Consider the following 17,841-nt stretch of genomic DNA (forward strand, 5'->3'; position numbering starts at 1 on the left):
AAGCCGCGCGCCGACGCCGTGCCGCGTGCGTTGTGCCGTCCCGTCCGTAACCCCGGCGCGGGTAGCACCTCGTTTTTCCCGGGTAGCACCTCGCGTGCGGGCACGGCTATAATCGTTGATCCGCAACGCCGTTGCAACGCGCCCCCGCGCCACAGACACCCCCTCACTGACGCTCCGCCCTGCCTCATGTCGACCATCGCCGCGCATCTCGACGACGTGCTCTCCCGCATTGCCCGTGCCACCACCGCCGCCGGCCGGCCAGCGGACAGCGTGCGCTTGCTCGCCGTCTCGAAGACCTTCGGCGCCGATGCGGTGCGCGACGCCCTGGCGGCTGGCCAGCGGGCATTCGGCGAGAACTATGTGCAGGAGGCGCTCGACAAGATCGCCGCGTTGTCCGGTGAGACGGTCGATGGCGAACCGCTCGAATGGCATTTCATCGGCCCACTGCAAAGCAACAAGACGCGGCCGGTGGCCGAACACTTCGACTGGGTGCATTCGGTCGATCGCCTGAAGATCGCCGAGCGCCTGAGTGCGCAGCGACCGGCAGACCTCCCGCCCTTGCAGGTGTGCCTGCAGGTCAACATCAGCGGCGAGGCGAGCAAGAGCGGCGTGGCGCCTGCCGACGTGCCCGCCGTGGCACACGCCATCGCGGCGCTGCCGAATTTGCGATTGCGCGGTCTGATGGCGATTCCCGAGCCTGAAGCCGATCCGGCCCGCCAGCGCAAACCGTTCAAGGCCGTGCGCGATGTGTTCGACGCCTTGCGCGCCGACGGTCTGCCGCTCGACACGCTGTCGATGGGCATGTCGGGCGATCTCGAGGCGGCGATTGCCGAGGGTGCGACAATGGTGCGCATCGGCACCGCGATTTTCGGCGCACGCGATTATGGCTCACGCGCCTGATCGCGGCGTGCCCTGGCGGTGAGCGCACCTTGACGACTCGCCGCGGCAAAAGGTAACGACGGTAACGACTCACGCAACGCAAAGGATGGTTATGAGAATTGCATTCATCGGCGGCGGCAACATGGCCAATGCCCTGATCGGCGGACTCGTCAAGCGCGGCACGGCCCCGCGCGACATTCTCGCGATCGACGTCAACGAATCGACGCGCGACGGCCTCGTCAAGCAGTACGGTGTCGACACGGCCAGCGCGCCCAACGATCGCCTGCGCGATTACGACACGATCGTGCTGGCCGTCAAACCGCAAGTGCTCAAGGACGTCGCACAAGCGCTCCAGCCGCACCTGATCGGTCAATTGGTGATCAGCATCGCGGCGGGCATTCGCGCGTCCGATCTCGCGCGTTGGCTCGGCGGCCACAATCAGATTGTGCGTTGCATGCCGAACACACCCGCCTTGATCGGCATGGGCATCACGGGTCTGGCAGCCTTGTCGGGGTGGATTCGGACCAGCGCAAGCGCGCCGAGACCGTGCTCGGTGCGGCCGGCCAGATCGTTTGGGTGGAGAAGGAAAGCCAGCTCGACGCCGTGACGGCCATCTCGGGCAGCGGTCCGGCATACGTGTTCTATTTCATCGAAGCGCTGGAGCAAGCCGCGAACGAGCTGGGCTTTTCGCCCGAGCAGGCACGTCAGTTGGCCATCGCCACGTTTACCGGCGCGTCGCAACTGGCGGCGCAGTCGAGCGAACCCGCGAGCGTGCTGCGCGAGCGTGTGACGTCCAAGGGCGGCACGACGTTTGCTGCCCTCAGCTCGTTCGATCGCGACGCCATCAAGGCGGCTATCGTGCGCGGCGTGCATGCGGCCAATACCCGCGCCAAGGAACTTGGCGACGAGTTGGGCGACGCCTGAGCTCATTACACAGTAGGCCGTAGTCGGCCCGTCGCAAAGACAAACGGACCGCAGGTGAACCGTCCCACTTCCGGGGTTCGGTTCACCTGCGGTCCGTCTTTGCTTTTCGCGAACGTCCGCCTTCGACGTTTGCGCTTATGCGAAAACCTACGACTGCGCGCTCAGCAAGTAATGCCCGGCGATACCCGCGAACACGGCGGCACCGAGCCAGTTGTTGTGACGAAACGCGGCAAAGCATGGCATGCGCTCGCGTGTGCGAATCAGGAAGTAGTGATAGATCGCGAAGCTCACCGCCACCGCCATGCCGAGCCAGAACGGCCAGCCGAAGCCGAGATACACGCCCACGCCCGCCTGGATGCCAAGCGCCCCGGCATAGCAGAGCATGATCGCCAATACGTCGAAGCGTCCGAACGTGATCGCCGACGTCTTGATGCCGATCTTCAGATCGTCGTCGCGATCGACCATCGCGTATTCGGTGTCGTAGGCGACCGACCAGAACACATTCGAGAGCAGCAGCACCCACGCGATAACCGGCACCTGGTCCTGTACCGCGGCGAAGGCCATTGGAATGCCGAAACCGAAGGCCACGCCGAGATATGCTTGCGGAATCGCCAGAAAGCGCTTGGTGAACGGATAGGTGCCCGCCACGAACAAGGCCGGGATCGAGAGCCACTTGGTCAGCGCGTTGAGCGGCAGGATCAGCAAAAAGCTCGCCAGCGCAAGCGTGGCCGCCACGGCCACTGCTTCCCAGGCACGAATGCGTCCCGACGTGATCGGCCGCTCCTTCGTGCGTTTGACGTACCTGTCGAAGTCGCGGTCGGCGTAATCGTTGATGGCGCAACCCGCCGAGCGCATGAGGAAGGTGCCCAGTGTAAAGATCACGAGCAGCCAGAGGTCGGGATGCCCATTCGACGCGATCCACAGCGCCGCAAGCGTTGGCCACAGCAGCAGCACGGTGCCGATCGGCTTATCGAGACGAACGAGGCGGAAATACAGCGGGAGACGTTGAGCGAGCAACATGAGCGTTACACAGAAAGACCGGTGGCGCCATTGTAGGCCACCGACCTGAGGCGCGACAATCGACGCGCCCCGGGCGTCACCAGATCCAGAACATCAACAGCCAGAGCCAGTTGACCAGCGCCAGTGCCGCCACGACACCCGCCATTCCGGCCAGACGCCGCCCCAGCGAGCGCGCATGCCGCCCGGTCACGCGCCAGCCAAGCCACAGGCTCCACAACGTGGTCGCGGCGAGGATCGCAGCGCGCACATCGTTCGCCCAGTACACCGGCAGATGCTCGGCGCGCAGCAGGCTGATCGTCGTGGCCGACAGACCGATGAACACCCCGGCCCCGGCAATCGGAATCAGCGACTGCACCAGGTGATTGAATCGCGACGTCTGCCACGGCCCCATCGCCCGGTTCGCCAGCGCGAAGATCGTCGTGAAGGCCAAGCCCAGCAGCAGGCCGTTGCCGAGGATGTACGTGACGACCATGCCGCCGTCGAGCCACGAGAAGACGTCGCTCTGCGCCGGGTAGTTGGTAAAGACGAACCACGGCGCGTTCGTCGCGAACGGCCACATGATGTCGCGGTCGATGAGCCACGTGGCGAGCATTGTCTTGGTCGCCACGAACCACGGGTTCACCGTCCAGTGGAAGGCACCGATGGCCACGCCAAGCAGGCCATACATGACGAGCACGCTGTCCCACACACTGTTGTTCTCCGTCGCGCCGAACTTCACGATCTCGTCGCTCGGCGAGCGGCCCGTGAGCGCGATGGCGTCGCGATGCCCGGCGCAGCGCCCGCACATATGGCATTGCGCGCCGCCCTTCATGTTGCGCAGCGGCACGAGCGGCGCGCAATTGACCGGGATGATCTTGTGGCCGTTGGTGTGATACGAGCGACGCCACGCGTCTTCGTCGACCTTGAAGTGGAACGGCGCCAGACGCGCGAGCAGCGAGAACACGCCGTTGACCGGGCACAGGTACTTGCACCACACGCGTTTGTCGCGGCCGTAGAAATAGCCGATCACCATCGCGCCGAGGGTGGAACCGCCGAGCACCAGCAACACGGCCTTCGGATATTGGTAGACGCTGACCATCTGGCCGTAGAGCGTGGTGCCCGCAAAGGCCACGAACGGCCAGCCGCCCCAGCGCATCCAGCGCGGAATGGCGCGACCGCGTCCGTGACGGCTCGCGAATTCCGAGAGCGTGCCTTCCGGGCACAGCACCCCGCACCATACGCGGCCCATCAAGACCATGCTGATGAGCACGAACGGCCACCAGATGCCCCAGAAAGTGAACTGCGCGAAGACCGTGAGGTTATTGAGGATGTGCGCCGTCTCGTCGGGCAGCGGCAACATGACCGGCACCCCGATGAGGAACACGTACACGAGCACGATGCCCCACTGCACGCCACGAATCAGCTTGCCGTGGCGTTGCATCCAAAGCCCTGCGCGGGCCAGTCGGTTCGGGACAGGTATGGCGATGCTCATGCTCAACTCGTACGTCGGGAGAACAACCTTGTCAGGCTGGCGGATCTTGCGAATGCCGGGGCGCTTGTGACGCCGGCATCGGCCTGTCCGAACAGGCCGTTGTCGTGCACCGGCGAGATTTGCGCCGCCGATGCCTGCGGCCCGCTCAAGCGGGCTTGGCCTGCTTGAGCGGCCCGTCTGCCCGCTTGAGCAAGGCCCAGACGAACAGCCAATAGATGCCGTACACCAACAGATTCATGCCCGACGGATGGGCGCGATAGCCGGTCAACGTGGCGACGAGACTGCCGAACGGGCTGGTGTCGTCGAGCAGTGCCGAGGTATCCCACAGTTGATCGACCAGCGTCGGCACCAGTTCGAGCGAGATCAGGCGATCGAGCCCGGACTCCAGCAGCCCGGCGGCGAGGAACAGCAGCATGATTTCGGTCACGCGAAAGAACAGGCGCCACGAGAAGATCTTCCCGCCCAGTTGCAGCAGCCAGAACGTGGCGAGTGCCAGGGCGAAGCCGATCAGCACCGCGAGCCACATCGATGGCGGCACGCTGCCTTGCTGGCCGAAGCCAATGCCGTACAGGAAGATGGTCGTCTCGCTGCCTTCGCGGGCAATGGCCAGCGCCACCAGCACGAGCACGCCCCACCAGGTGCCCTGATCCTGGTTCTTGCGCAGCGACGATTCCATGTCGCGTTTGAGCGTTCGCCCGTGGCGCTTCATCCAGAAGACCATCTGCACGATCAGCACGCAGGCGACCAGCACCATGGCCGTCTGGAAGTAGTCCTGCGCGTCGCCCGAGAGAACCTCGGTAAAACCAACGAGAGCGCCGCCCAGCGCCACGGCCGCCGCAATCCCGAGCGCCACACCGCCCCACAGATAAGGCAGTCCGCGCCTGGCACCGTGCTCCGGGTTGGCCAGCCAGGCATGGAGAATGCCGACAACCAGCAATGCCTCGACGCTTTCGCGCCAGACGATGAACATGACCTGACCCATCGTTTGATTCCTCTCGTGATGCGTGTCTTACCGACTATCCAGAACGACTTCCGCCCGCTTACTTGGCAACGATCACGCCTTGTGCCTGCGGGTGAAAATCGTCGAAAAACTTATACTCGCCCGGCTGCAGCGGCGCGATCACCACGAACGATTGCGCGCCCGGTGCCAACACCTTTTCCTTGCGAAGTTGCAGACTCTCGAACTCGACAGCGTTCGTGCCGGTGTTGTGCACTTCAATCTTGATGCGCTTGCCGGCCGGCACCTCGATGCGCGCCGGGTTGAGCTTGCCGTTGTTCATTTCCAGCCTGAAGGTTGGCAAGTCGTCCGCGCGAGCGAGCGACGGCCCCGCCAGCACGAACAAAGTCGCCACCACGGCTGTCATCGTGGCCAGCAGGCGCGCGATGCGCTGATTCATTCTTCCGCTCCAAACGAAAACAGCGCCGGCCCGCAGGCCAACGCCGAGTCAAATTCATGTGGGCGACTCAGTACCCGCCCTTCTTGCCAATTCCCGAGAAAGTGAAATCCACTTCCTTGGTCACCGGCTTGAACCACGGACCCACGCCGGTTTCCTTGTCGACGTGTCGGCCAAAGCACCACGGACCCATGCCACCGTGTGACGCATGGGCGTTGGCGGCAGGCATGCCGCCCATCTTGCAGCCGAACGCCTGCAGCGTGCCCGGTGCGTTGACGACCATCGTCAGCTTGTACTTGCCGACACCGGCCAGCTTGACGTTATCGCCGTAGTGCGGACCATCGCTTGCGACCATCGGCATCATCAACCCTTCGATGGATGCGCCCTCGGGGGTCTTGCCGTCGCTCTTCATCTTTTGCAGCTTGTACGTGATTTCCAGACCGGGAATCCAGTCGCCTTCGGCGTAACCGTTCGGGTTCTTGGCAATCGCATGAATATCCGCTTCGAGGTGGATGTCCGACTTCGCAGCGTCGCGCATCATGCCGGCCGGTTCCATCGAGATCGGCTGGAGATACACCGTGTTGATCTCCATGCCCGCCACATTCAACGGCTTACCAATGGGAAATTCGGCGGCATTCGCCAGGGTGGCTGCACCGACGAACAGCGCCGCGGCGACGAGGGATTTCACGCGCATACACACTCCAGATTGACAAAGAAGTTAATGCAAACAATTCTCAGTAATTTTAGCACTAACGCATTCGTCAGACAAACCACGAAGTCAAGGCAACACGGGGATGAACGGGAAATTCGGGCACGGCGCGAGCGCCGGCGGGCGCGCGGCGCGATTCTTGGCCGACGTTTACGAAAAATTACCGGGGATGCTCAGGGCAGCACGCCCCCCGGTCGATCTTGCGGGCGAGCACGACCGACGTTGTCGTCCGGGTGACGCCGTCGATCTCGCCGATGGTGTCGAGCAGCGCGTCGAGCTGGTCTGCCGACGCCGCGTGCAGCCATGCCACGTAATCGAACTCGCCGCTGACGGTGCACAGCAGGTGAATCTCGGGCATCTTGTTCAGGCGCCGTAGCACGTCGCGCCCGGAGCGCGGTTGCACGCTGATGCCGACACAGGCCTGTAACCCGCCTCCGGCGGCGTCCTGCCCAAGTCGTACCGTATAGCCGGCGATCACGCCCGCCTGCTCAAGCCGCGCCAGGCGGGCCACCACGGTCGTGCGCGCCACGCCGAGACGGCGCGCCAGGTTGGCCGTACTCTCGCGCGCATTGACCCGCAGCAGGGCGAGCAGGTTACGGTCGAGTTCGTCGAGGGCGGTCGCGGACAGCGTCATCGGATTTCGCCTTGAATGTCACGGTCGGAATGGCAATGCGCGATTATAGAACCAGGAACCGCGCCGCCGCGCCCTGCGCCTCCCTACTGCCCAACTGTCCGACGCGCCCCGACGGAAAGAGATACGATGACACGCAGACAAAATCCGTCCTCATCAACCCGCCGTTGAGGCCACCTCACACCGCATGCGGCGCCTTAGCCAACCGGCCAGATCGCCTTTAACCCTTGCCCCGACAAGGCAATAGCCAAGGGTATCCCCCCAATCCTCCGCTATTGACAACGTCGAGCCGCGATGCGCAAAATCGCATCACTTATATGACGACGTACAAGAAAGACCCACCACAGTGATTGCGGGTGTCATGGCCGCAATGGACTGCCTGGCGCGTCGGCCCCGAACGTCACCGGAGACAGGCGCTTGCCATGCATTTCTCGTTGAATTTCGCCCCGCTGCTCCCCTATTGGCCAGTGTTTCTGGACGGCGCGTGGCTCACGCTGAAGATGACGGTGATTTCAGTTGTCCTCGGCACCGTCGTCGGCACGCTCGTGGCCTTTGCCAAGCGCAGCCGCCACCGCTGGCTCTCCCGCCTGTGCGGCATCTATATCGAAGCGGTGCGCAACACACCGTTCCTCGTCCAGATCTTTCTGCTGTATTTCGGCCTGGCCAGCGTGGGCGTACACATGCCGACGTTCGCCGCGTCGGTCATTGCGATGGTGATCAACATCGGCGCGTACGCGGCGGAGATCATTCGCGCGGGGCTCGAATCGGTGCCGCGCGGTCAGATCGAGGCCGCCGAGTGCCTGGGGCTGCCGAAATGGCGCATCGCGTGGCACGTCATGCTGCAACCGTCCATCGAAAAGGTCTATCCGGCGCTCACCACCCAGTTCATTTTGATGATGCAGGCCTCGGCCATGGCGTCGCAGATTTCCGCCGAGGAACTGACGGCCGTGGCGAATACCGTGCAGTCGGACACGTTCCGCTCGCTCGAAACCTATATCGTCGTGGCCGCCCTCTACCTGTGCCTCTCGCTGCTGGTCAAGCTCGTGGCGTGGGCCGCCGGCGAGTACTTCTTCAAGCGCCGCCGCATCGTGCGACGCGCCGCCGCGCAGACCGCTCAGGCCGCACGCCGTCGGGCGGCCGCGTCGCGCGCCGCCGGCCTGAACGCCCCGGGCAACGCCGGCACGCCGGGCGCTTCAGGCAAATCCGGTACCAACGCCGCGCAACGGAGCGCCTCATGATGGGCAATTTTTCCTGGACCTATTTCAACTATCTGGTGCAGTCCATCGGCTGGACACTCGTACTCTCGCTCATCGCATTCGTCCTCGGCAGTGCGGGCGGCTTTGTCGTGATGCTCGGACGCATCTCGCCGCGCCGGTGGCTGCGCTTGCCTGCGCAAGTGTTCATCGAGGCGATTCAGGGCATTCCGCTGCTGATCCTGCTGTTCATCGTCTACTTCGGCCTGTCGGTGTATGGCTTCGAGTTACCGGCCATCGTGGCAGCCGCGCTGGCATTGATGGTGTACACCAGCGCCTACCTGGGCGACATCTGGCGCGGTTGCGTCGAAGCGATGCCGCGGGCGCAGTGGGAGGCCGCGGAGTGCCTGTCGCTCTCGCGCTGGCAGACGCTGCGTCTGGTCATCATTCCGCAGGCGGTGCGCCTGTCGTTGCCGCCGACCATCGGCTTCCTGGTGCAGATCATCAAGATGACGTCGCTCGCGTCGGTGATCGGCTTCGTGGAGCTCACGCGCGCCGGACAGATCATCAACAACTCGATTTTCCAACCCTTCCTCGTGTTCTCGCTGGTCGGGGTGTTTTATTTCGTGCTGTGCTACCCGCTCTCGCGCTGGAGCGCATCACTGGAGGACAAGCTCAATGTCGGCAATCGTTAAGGTCAACCAGATTCACAAGCGCTTCGGCGACAACCCGGTGCTCAAGGGCGTGTCATTCGAAGTGGAGCGCGGCCAGATGGTGGCGGTCATCGGCGCCAGCGGCTCGGGCAAGAGTACGGCCCTGCGCTGCATCGATCGTCTGGAGACCATCGACGAAGGCTCCATCGAAGTGTGCGGCATTCGCGTGGAAGATCCGCACATCGACCTGCATCAATTGCGCCGCGAAGTCGGCATCGTCTTCCAGAGCTACAACCTGTTCCCGCACCTGAACGTGCGCGAAAACATCATGCTCGCGCTGCGGCACGTCAAGCGCATGGCGCGCAGCGAAGCGCAAGACGTCGCCAAGCGCGTGCTCGATCAGGTGGGATTGTCGGACAAAGCCGAGAGCTATCCCGAGCAACTCTCGGGCGGCCAGCAGCAGCGCGTGGCCATTGCGCGCTCGCTCGCCATGTCGCCGAAGGTCATGCTGTTCGACGAAGTGACGTCGGCGCTCGACCCGCAGCTCACGGGCGAGGTGCTGCGCGTCATGGAAGACCTCGCGGCGAACGGCATGACGATGGTGCTCGTCACGCACGAAATGGCATTCGCCAAGCGCGTCGCCGACCAGATCATCTACATGCATCAAGGCAAGGTGTGGGAAGTCGGTCCGGGCGACATGCTCGACAACCCGCAAACGCCCGAACTGCGTGCGTTCCTCGCCAACGGCCTTTAGTCCGGCCACGCAAGACAATCCATTACTCCAAGGAGACATCCGCATGAAACTCAAGACGTTCCTCACCCAAGCTTGCGCCGCCGCTCTGCTCGGCGCCGTGGCGCACGCTGCCCTCGCCGACCAGCTCGACGACATCAAGAAGGCAGGCAAGATCCGCGTCGCCATCGCCATGGGCACGCCGCTGTACTCGTACGCCGACGCCAACCTGCAACCGGTGGGCTCGGACGTCGAAACGGCCAAGCTGCTGGCACAGGATCTGGGGTGAAGCTCGACATTGTGTCCGTGACGAACGCCGCGCGCATCCCCACGCTGCAGTCGAACCGCGCCGATATCGTGGTGGCCGATCTCGCGATCTCGCCGGAGCGTGAGAAGGTGATCGATTTTTCGATGCCTTACGCGGTCATCTCGATCATCGTCGGGGGCCCCAAGAGCATGGTCATCAAGGGCTATGACGATCTGAACGGCAAGCGCATCGGCCTCACGCGCGCGACCGTGAACGACACGCTCACCACGCAACACGCCAAGGGCGCGCAGATCGTGCGCTACGAAGACGACGCGACGCTCATTACGTCGATGGTGACCGGTCAGGTCGACATCTTCTCGAGCACGCCGTCGAATCTCGGCGAGATGCAAAAGCGCGCCCCGGACAAGAACCTCGAACTGAAGTTCGCGCAGACGGAATTCAATCTGGGCATCGCGCTCAACAAGAATCAGCCGGCGCTCAAGGATTGGATCAACAATTGGGTGAAGACCAATCTGAAGAACGGCAAGCTCAACGCGATCTACAAGAAGTACCACGGTCGCGATCTGCCGCAGAGCGTGATCAAGGGCGCGGCGTAAGACCGCTGCCGCCTGCGGCGAATGACCGTCGATGCCCAGGCGTCGACGGCCGCGACACGATGTCGCACCGCCTTCGCACGGGAATCGCTGGTCGCGCCGGAGGGAACGCGGTAAGTTAGCGGCTTGCCTTCGACCCGTTCCCCCGCTGCACGCCCTCCGATGACTGCCCGCTCCGCTTTCCCGATCTTCGCTGTCCCGCGTGTCGTACGACTCGCGCCACTCCCGCTTGTCGCCCGCCGACGCCGCGTTGCGCCAACGCTCGCGCTGCTTGGCGTGCTGAGCGCGCTCGCGTCGCCCGCCATGGCCGCTGGCGACGTGGAAGCCGGCAAGGCAATGTTCGCGGCACGCTGTGCGTCGTGCCATGCGGTCGGCCCCATGGCGACGTCGGGCTTCGGCCCGCAACTCAACCGCGTTGTCAACCGCCGCGCGGGCAGCCTGCCGGACTACGATTACTCGACGGCGATGAAGCAGTCCGGCATTGTGTGGGACGACAAGGCACTCGCCGCCTTCATTGCCAATCCAGGCAAAACCGTGCCGGGAACGAAGATGCGCTTCTGGGGCATCGGAAACGAGCGCAAGGTGGCCGACTTGCTGGCCTACCTGCACACGTTCAAGTAACGCGCGACGGCCATAGCCCGCAAGCGTGCCTCAGGCCTCGACGAGGTTCACACCGGCTCGTTCCAGCAGGCGTTGATTGCGCGACGAAAGATTGACGAAGCGCACGTTTCGACCCGACGTCCGATAACGCTCCCTGAGCGTCTCGAACGCCACGATGGCCGAGTGATCCGCCACGTGCAGCGACCGGCAATCCACAACGATCCGGCGGACATCTGACAACGGCTGGAACAGGTCCTGGAAATTGGCGGTCGACGCAAAGAACAGCGTGCCATGAAGCACATAGGTACGGGCGTCGTCGCCGTTCTCTTGCACTTCGGCACGAATATCGCGGGCATGCTGCCAGGCGAAGTTGAGTGCGGCGATAACAATGCCACACATCACCGCGACGGCCAGATCCGTGAACACGGTGATGACCGTCACCGCGACGATCACGAGAGCGTCGTTTCGAGGCACTTTGCCGAGTACGCGAAGTGAGCCCCAGGCGAACGTCTGCTGGGCGACGACGAACATCACCCCGACGAGCGCGGCCAGCGGAATGCGCTCGATGAGCGGTGACAGGCAAAGCACGAACAGCAGGATCATGATGCCAGCCGTCGCTCCCGAGACGCGGCTGCGCCCGCCCGAACTCAGGTTAATCATGGTCTGCCCGATCATGGCGCAACCGCCCATGCCCCCGAACATTCCAGATACGACATTCGACACGCCGAGCGCGAGGCATTCTCGATTCGGACGGCCGCGCGTTTGCGTGATCTCGTCGGTGAGATTAAAGGTGAGCAGCGTCTCCAGCAAACCGACCATCGCCATGAGTGAAGCGTAGGGGAAGACGATCCGCAACGTTTCCAGATCGAAAGGCACTTGCGGCAGATGGAGCGACGGGAGTGTCCCGGCAATGTGCGCCATGTCGCCGAGCGTACGCGTGCGCAGGTGCAATCCTTGGCTGAAGAGCCCGACGCCAACGATGGCGACGAGCGCGGGCGGCACGGCCTTCGTGAGGCGTGGCAGCCCATAGACGATCAGCATCGTGAGCGCAACCAGCGCGCACATGATTGCCAGCGGTGTGCCTTGCAGCCAGACGTCGCCTTGCGGCGTGGCGCGCTTGAAATGTTCCAGTTGCGCCATGGCGATGACAATCGCGAGCCCATTCACGAAACCGATCATCACCGGGTGCGGCACCATGCGAATCAGCTTGCCGAGACGCAACAGGCCGAAGAGCATCATGAGCACGCCGCCCAGAACGACGGTCGCCAGCAGATATTGCACGCCGTGTTGGACGACGAGTGCGACGATGACCACCGCCATCGATCCGGCGGCCCCCGAGATCATGCCGGGACGACCGCCGAAGATGGCGGTGAGCGCGCACATGATGAAGGCCCCGTAGAGGCCCATGAGCGGATTGACTTGAGCGACCAGCGCGAAGGCGATGCACTCGGGCACTAGCGCGAACGCCGTGGTCAGACCGGCAAGTACATTACCGGGGAGATTCGGGAGCCACTGCTCCCGAAGTGTTTGAGACTTCATAAAATAGCGTTCCGCATGGGACGCGCATTTTACCAGCCTCTGATGTTTTCCACCGATGCTCGAGCGAAGTGCCTCAGCGCACGAGGCACGGACGCTTGTTGTCGAACGTCCAGTTCGGAATCAGGTACTGCATCGCGACCCCGTCGTCGCGCGCACCGAGGCCATGCTGCTGATACAGCGCGTGCGCCTTCTCGACTTCATCCATGTCGAGTTCGACACCGAGGCCCGGCACTTCCGGCACCTTCACTTTGCCGCCGACGATCTGCAACGGATCGCGCGTGAGGCGCTGGCCGTCCTGCCAGATCCAGTGCGTATCGATCGCGGTGATCTTGCCGGGCGCGGCGGCGGCAACGTGCGTGAACATGGCCAGCGACACGTCGAAGTGATTGTTCGAGTGCGAGCCCCACGTGAGGCCCCAGTCGTTGCACATCTGCGCAACACGCACCGAGCCCTGCATCGTCCAGAAATGCGGGTCGGCCAGCGGAATGTCGACAGATTGCAGTTGAATCGCATGGCCCATCTGACGCCAGTCGGTCGCGATCATGTTGGTCGCGGTCGGCAGGCCGGTCGCACGACGGAACTCGGCCATCACTTCTCGGCCGGAATAGCCATTTTCCGCACCGCATGGGTCTTCTGCATAGGCGAGAACGTCGTGCTTGTCACGACACAGGCGGATCGCTTCGGCGAGCGACCAGGCGCCGTTTGGATCGAGCGTCACGCGCGCTTCCGGGAAGCACTCCGCGAGCGCGGTGGCCGCTTCCATTTCCGCGTCGCCTGAGAGCACGCCGCCCTTGAGCTTGAAATCGTTGAAGCCATAACGCGCCTTCGCGGCCTGCGCCAGACGCACCACCGCTTCCGGCGTCAGTGCGACTTCCGTGCGCAGACGCTCCCAATCGTCGCGCCCTTGCGCGCCCGAGGCATACGGTAGATCGGTCTTGTTACGATCGCCGACGTAGAACAGGTAGCCGAGCATCTCCACCTCGTCGCGTTGCTGGCCTTCGCCGAGCAAGGCGGCGACCGGCACGCCAAGATGCTGGCCGAGCAGGTCGAGCAGCGCCGCTTCGAGCGCGGTGACGGCGTGGATCGTGGTGCGCAGGTCGAAAGTCTGCAGACCGCGACCGCCCGCGTCGCGATCGGCGAACGCGGTACGCACCCGGTTCAGAATCGCCTGCAGGTTGCCGATCGATTGACCGACGACGTAGGCACGCGCATCGTCGATCGTCTTGCGGATGGTCTCGCCGCCCGGCACTTCGCCGACCCCCGTGTGCCCCGCGCTGTCCGTCAGGATCACGATATTGCGCGTGAAGAACGGGCCGTGCGCGCCCGAAAGATTCATCAGCATGCTGTCGCGCCCGGCGACGGGAATGACGCGCAGTTCGGTGACGGTAGGCGTGGCGTTGACGCGAGTGAGAGTCGTGGACATAAACGAAGTACCAGTAGTTGAGGGAAACAGGCGAGCGTCGTGACGATCAGACGGCGCCCTCGGCTTCCACGTAAAGCGAATAAAGCGAATGCGAACTTGCCATATACAGCCGGTTGTTCTTCGGGCCGCCGAACGTCAAGTTGGCGCAGCGTTCCGGCAATCGGATAAAACCGATCGGCTGGCCGTTCGGGTTGAAGACCTTCACCCCGTCGAGGTCGGCGGAACTCACACCGGCGCGTCCGTCCGAGCCCCAGCCACACCACAGGTTGCCATCCTTGTCGACGGTGAAGCCGTCGAGGGCGCCGGCACCGTCGGCATCGAACAGCTTTGTCTTGTTCGACAACGTGACGCCGTTTGCGCCGACGTCGTATTGCCACATGACACGGCTCGGCGTCGCCCGGCTATCGATCACATAGAGCTTCGACTCGTCTGGTGAGAACGCCAGGCCGTTCGGCCCGGCGAGGTCGGTGATCATCGCCTGCAACTCGCCGTCCGGCGAAAGACGATAGACCGATGGCGGCAGCTCGGGCGTCGCTTTCTCGCCTTCCCAGTGCCCGGCAATGCCGAAGGGCGGATCGGTAAACCAGATGGCGCCGTTCGACTGGCAGACGACATCGTTTGGCGAGTTCAGGCGCTTGCCCTGATAGCCGTGCGCGAGCACCGTGATCTTGCCGCTGTGCTCCGTTCGCGTGACGCGCCGCGTGAGATGCTCGCACGTGACGAGTCGCCCTTGCCGGTCGCGGGTGTTCCCGTTGCTCTGATTCGACGGCTGGCGAAAGACACCCCAATGCCCGGTCACTTCGTCATAGCGCATCATGCGATTGTTGGGGATGTCGCTCAAGACGAGGTAGCGTGCTGCGGGAAAGTACACGGGCCCTTCGGCCCAGCGCATTCCGGTCCCCAACTGCTCGACCGCGCTGCTGTAGAGCCGGTATTTCGCGAAGCTCGGGTCGAGAATTTCGATGGCGACGTCCGGGTAGCGCGTGCTCGGCTCGAATGCCACCCGATGTGCATCGGGCGACCCGCCGAGCGGCTGCGCACCAGCGAAGGCGTCGGCCGGCGCCATGTTGCCAGACGATACGGCCTCGATGGACGAACCTTGCTCGTGCAATCCGCGGGCGGTATTCAATCGTATCTCCTTGCGATGGGACCGGTAGCCAGGTATGTGTTACGCCGCCAGCTCGAAGCGCTCGATCTTGCCCACGACGAACAGATAGCACACGATTGCAATCAGCGCATTGGCGCTCACGAAGACCAGCGCCGCCGCGAACGACCCCGTGTCTTGCACAAGATATCCGATCACGATCGGTGTCGTGATACCTGCCGTGTTACCGAACGTATTGAAGAGGCCCGCGCACAGTCCACTTGCTTGCTTCGGCGCCGTATCCGACACAACGGCCCAGCCCAGCGCGCCGATGCCCTTACCGAAGAACGCCGCCGCCATGATGCCGACCACGACCCATTGGTTATCCACGTAGTTGCAGGCGATCATGCAAGTCGACAACAGCAGCCCGACGACAATGGGCACCTTGCGCGCGGTCGACGTCGAGAAGCCATGCTTCATCATCCGGTCCGACACCACGCCGCCGAGCAAGCCGCCGAGGAAGCCGGCGATCGCCGGGATCGACGACACGAAGCCCGCCTTCAGGATCGACATATGGCGCTCCTGCACGAGGTAGATCGGGAACCACGTCAGGAAGAAATAGGTGAGCGTCGTGATGCAGTATTGCGCGATGAACACGCCAAGCATCATGCGGCTCTTGAGCAGTTGCCTGAAAATCTTGCGCCCCTGCAACCCGTCGTTCGAACCCGCCGTCGCGACGCGACGCTGCGCGACGACTTGTTTGTCTTCGAGGTCGATCATCGCGCCGTGATCGGCAATGAAGCGGACTTCCGCGTCGTTCGCGAGCGGGTGTTGGCGCGGCGCATAGATGGTCTTCAGCCAGACGCCGGTGAGCACAATGCCCAGCGCGCCCATCACATAGAACACGTACTGCCAACCGTACGCATGCGTGATCCAGCCCATGAGCGGCGTGAACAGCACGGCGGCGAAATACTGCGACGAATTGAAGATGGCTGACGCCGTGCCCCGCTCGGCCGTCGGGAACCACGTGGCGGTCATGCGCGAATTGCCCGGGAATGCTGGCGCCTCGGCCGCCCCGACGAGAAAGCGCAGCGCGAACAGCGTGATGACCGCCATCGCGATCGGCAAACCCGCGACCAATCCCTGCAGCGCCGTCACCAGCGACCAGAAGAAGATACTGCAGGCATAGACCCGCTTGGTACCGAAGCGATCGAGCAGCCAGCCACCGGGAATCTGCGCGGCGACATAGGCCCATGCGAACGACGAGAACAGGTAGCCCATCGCGACCGGCGAAATGCCAAGTTGGTGCTGTATGGCCGTGCCCGTAATGGAGAGCGTTCCCCGATCGGCGTAGTTGACCGTCGTGATCAGAAAAAGCATGAAAACGACCAGGTAGCGCGCCTTGCTTTGCCCGCATAACGGCCATCGACGCCGCCGGCCGTCACAGCCGCCGCGCCAAGCGCCTCATCCCGAGCCAGGGCCGCCCGCGTTACGCCATTTTCCATCGTCGTCTCCGAAATGTTGTGTGATGTCTTATGTGTTGGAAGCATATGTTAGCGCAAACAGTCTGGAAATTCGGGTTTTCCCGGGATTTATACATACGACGTCGTATGTCATTGAGTCCTCTAATCGCGTTCTCTTATCGATAGAATGGATGAACACAGGGAGCCGCGATGGAAGAGCACTACAGGCCGACCGCCAGTCGGCCGCCTCAGACGAACGACAACGTGACGTTGGAAGACGTTGCACGCCTGGCCGGGGTTACGGCGATGACGGTGTCACGCACGCTGAAGCGACCGGAACTCGTGCGCGAAACAACGCGGCAACGGGTGCTCGACGCCGTTCGCGTGACCGGCTACGTGCCAAACCTGCTGGCGGGCGCGCTTGCCACGAACCGGAGCCACCTCGTGGCGTTGCTATTGCCGACAATTGCGACGTCGATCTTCACGGAACTGGTGCAGACGATGATGTCGACGCTGGCGGCGTCGGGCTATGAAACGCTGCTGGGGCTAACGGACTACCGTCGCGAGCGTGAAGAGCAACTCGTGCACACCTTGCTCGGCCGTCGACCGGATGCGATCGTCCTGACCGGCACAGACCACTCCCGCGTCACACGCGAGCGATTGCTCAAGACGAACGTGCCGATCGTGGAAGTGTGGGACCTGGCCGACGACCCCATCGACATGCTGGTCGGTTTCTCGCACGAAGCCGTTGGCCGCGCGGTGGTCAGTCACCTGCTGAAGAAATCGTACCGGCGGTTCGCCCTGATGTCAGCCGACGATCCGCGCGGAATACGACGTAGCATCAGCATCGTGGAGGCGTTGAGGGAGCACGGAATGGACGATGTGCCGTTGGAAGTCCTGCCCGCGCCGGCAACACTGCAAGCAGGGCGTGAAGGCTTTGTACGCTTGCTCGACAAAGGATTGCCGGACGTGATTGTGTGCAGCACTGACATGCTTGCGCAGGGCATTCTCGCCGAGGCGGCAAGTCGCGGCATCGGCGTTCCGCAGCAGGTGGCGGTGATGGGTTTCGGCGATCTGAGCACCGCCGCCCACGTCCATCCGTCCTTGTCGACGGTCCGCATCGACGGGGCGATGATCGGACGCCTTGCCGCCGAGGCCCTGCTGCAGCGACTGGACGGGAACCCGCCCGTCAACGAAACGCTGCGTGTCGATACAGGGTTCACGATCATCGATCGAGAGAGCACGTGAGCAGCGCATTATCCAATCG

At 63.4% G+C, this 17,841-nt stretch carries 16 protein-coding genes and 2 pseudogenes; 8 read left to right on the forward strand and 10 right to left on the reverse strand.

Features of this window, described 5'->3' with window-relative positions; all coding sequences use genetic code 11:
- The first annotated feature begins 186 nt into the window (after nucleotides 1-186).
- Together DRB87_RS18215 and proC are read left to right on the forward strand one after the other, a co-directional pair.
- A complete protein-coding gene (locus DRB87_RS18215; protein WP_130026899.1) occupies nucleotides 187-900 on the forward strand; it encodes a YggS family pyridoxal phosphate-dependent enzyme in 714 nt (237 codons plus the stop codon).
- A 91-nt stretch (nucleotides 901-991) separates the two neighbouring features.
- Nucleotides 992-1,803, forward strand: a pseudogene (gene proC / locus DRB87_RS18220) (pyrroline-5-carboxylate reductase).
- Nucleotides 1,804-1,950: 147 nt separating this feature from the next.
- Here proC and ubiA read toward each other — a convergent pair.
- From ubiA to DRB87_RS18250, 6 genes are all read right to left on the reverse strand, one after another.
- Nucleotides 1,951-2,823: a 4-hydroxybenzoate octaprenyltransferase gene (gene ubiA, locus DRB87_RS18225; protein ID WP_130026900.1), complete on the reverse strand. Its 873-nt coding sequence runs from the start codon at nucleotides 2,821-2,823 to the stop codon at nucleotides 1,951-1,953.
- Between the two features lie 76 nt (nucleotides 2,824-2,899).
- Nucleotides 2,900-4,243 carry a 4Fe-4S binding protein gene (locus tag DRB87_RS18230; protein WP_130027952.1) on the reverse strand — a complete coding sequence of 448 codons (1,344 nt, stop codon included), beginning with the start codon at nucleotides 4,241-4,243 and terminating at the stop codon, nucleotides 2,900-2,902.
- A gap of 196 nt (nucleotides 4,244-4,439) precedes the next feature.
- Nucleotides 4,440-5,276, reverse strand: coding sequence for an FTR1 family protein (locus tag DRB87_RS18235; protein ID WP_130026901.1), 837 nt, complete (start codon nucleotides 5,274-5,276; stop codon nucleotides 4,440-4,442).
- 58 nt (nucleotides 5,277-5,334) lie between these two features.
- On the reverse strand, nucleotides 5,335-5,658 hold the full coding sequence (locus tag DRB87_RS18240; protein WP_240756331.1) for a cupredoxin domain-containing protein: 324 nt from the start codon (nucleotides 5,656-5,658) through the stop codon (nucleotides 5,335-5,337).
- A 100-nt stretch (nucleotides 5,659-5,758) separates the two neighbouring features.
- Complete coding sequence (locus DRB87_RS18245; protein ID WP_130026903.1) at nucleotides 5,759-6,382, reverse strand: iron transporter; 624 nt, start codon at nucleotides 6,380-6,382, stop codon at nucleotides 5,759-5,761.
- A 175-nt stretch (nucleotides 6,383-6,557) separates the two neighbouring features.
- On the reverse strand, nucleotides 6,558-7,031 hold the full coding sequence (locus DRB87_RS18250; RefSeq protein WP_130026904.1) for an Lrp/AsnC family transcriptional regulator: 474 nt from the start codon (nucleotides 7,029-7,031) through the stop codon (nucleotides 6,558-6,560).
- Nucleotides 7,032-7,450: 419 nt separating this feature from the next.
- Here DRB87_RS18250 and DRB87_RS18255 point away from each other — a divergent pair, with 419 nt between their 5' ends.
- From DRB87_RS18255 to DRB87_RS18275, 5 genes and pseudogenes are all read left to right on the forward strand, one after another.
- Complete coding sequence (locus tag DRB87_RS18255; protein WP_130026905.1) at nucleotides 7,451-8,266, forward strand: amino acid ABC transporter permease; 816 nt, start codon at nucleotides 7,451-7,453, stop codon at nucleotides 8,264-8,266.
- Nucleotides 8,263-8,916, forward strand: coding sequence for an amino acid ABC transporter permease (locus DRB87_RS18260; protein WP_017232991.1), 654 nt, complete (start codon nucleotides 8,263-8,265; stop codon nucleotides 8,914-8,916). The genes DRB87_RS18255 and DRB87_RS18260 overlap by 4 nt, the downstream gene beginning before the upstream one ends.
- Nucleotides 8,900-9,628 (forward strand): amino acid ABC transporter ATP-binding protein, encoded by a 729-nt coding sequence (locus DRB87_RS18265; RefSeq protein WP_017232990.1) that lies wholly within the window; start codon nucleotides 8,900-8,902, stop codon nucleotides 9,626-9,628. The genes DRB87_RS18260 and DRB87_RS18265 overlap by 17 nt, the downstream gene beginning before the upstream one ends.
- Nucleotides 9,629-9,671: 43 nt before the next feature.
- Nucleotides 9,672-10,468, forward strand: a pseudogene (locus tag DRB87_RS18270) (transporter substrate-binding domain-containing protein).
- A 159-nt stretch (nucleotides 10,469-10,627) separates the two neighbouring features.
- Nucleotides 10,628-11,086, forward strand: coding sequence for a cytochrome c family protein (locus tag DRB87_RS18275; RefSeq protein ID WP_370363109.1), 459 nt, complete (start codon nucleotides 10,628-10,630; stop codon nucleotides 11,084-11,086).
- Nucleotides 11,087-11,116: 30 nt separating this feature from the next.
- Here DRB87_RS18275 and DRB87_RS18280 read toward each other — a convergent pair whose 3' ends face one another.
- The 4 genes from DRB87_RS18280 to DRB87_RS18295 form a co-directional block, all read right to left on the reverse strand.
- The gene (locus tag DRB87_RS18280; protein ID WP_130026906.1) at nucleotides 11,117-12,604 is read right to left on the reverse strand and encodes a SulP family inorganic anion transporter; all 1,488 of its coding nucleotides are present in this window, start codon (nucleotides 12,602-12,604) and stop codon (nucleotides 11,117-11,119) included.
- Nucleotides 12,605-12,677: 73 nt separating this feature from the next.
- Nucleotides 12,678-14,027, reverse strand: coding sequence for a glucarate dehydratase (gene gudD / locus DRB87_RS18285; protein ID WP_130026907.1), 1,350 nt, complete (start codon nucleotides 14,025-14,027; stop codon nucleotides 12,678-12,680).
- Between the two features lie 46 nt (nucleotides 14,028-14,073).
- Nucleotides 14,074-15,093, reverse strand: coding sequence for an SMP-30/gluconolactonase/LRE family protein (locus DRB87_RS18290; RefSeq protein ID WP_370364021.1), 1,020 nt, complete (start codon nucleotides 15,091-15,093; stop codon nucleotides 14,074-14,076).
- A gap of 102 nt (nucleotides 15,094-15,195) precedes the next feature.
- Entirely contained in the window at nucleotides 15,196-16,491 is a 1,296-nt protein-coding gene (locus DRB87_RS18295) for an MFS transporter (protein WP_130026909.1), read from the reverse strand.
- Nucleotides 16,492-16,838: 347 nt separating this feature from the next.
- On the opposite strand from DRB87_RS18295, the gene DRB87_RS18300 reads away from it, so the two are divergent.
- Complete coding sequence (locus tag DRB87_RS18300; protein WP_370363110.1) at nucleotides 16,839-17,822, forward strand: LacI family DNA-binding transcriptional regulator; 984 nt, start codon at nucleotides 16,839-16,841, stop codon at nucleotides 17,820-17,822.
- Nucleotides 17,823-17,841: the final 19 nt, after the last annotated feature.

It is taken from the genome of Pandoraea sp. XY-2 (assembly GCF_004193915.1).
Classification (GTDB): domain Bacteria; phylum Pseudomonadota; class Gammaproteobacteria; order Burkholderiales; family Burkholderiaceae; genus Pandoraea; species Pandoraea cepalis.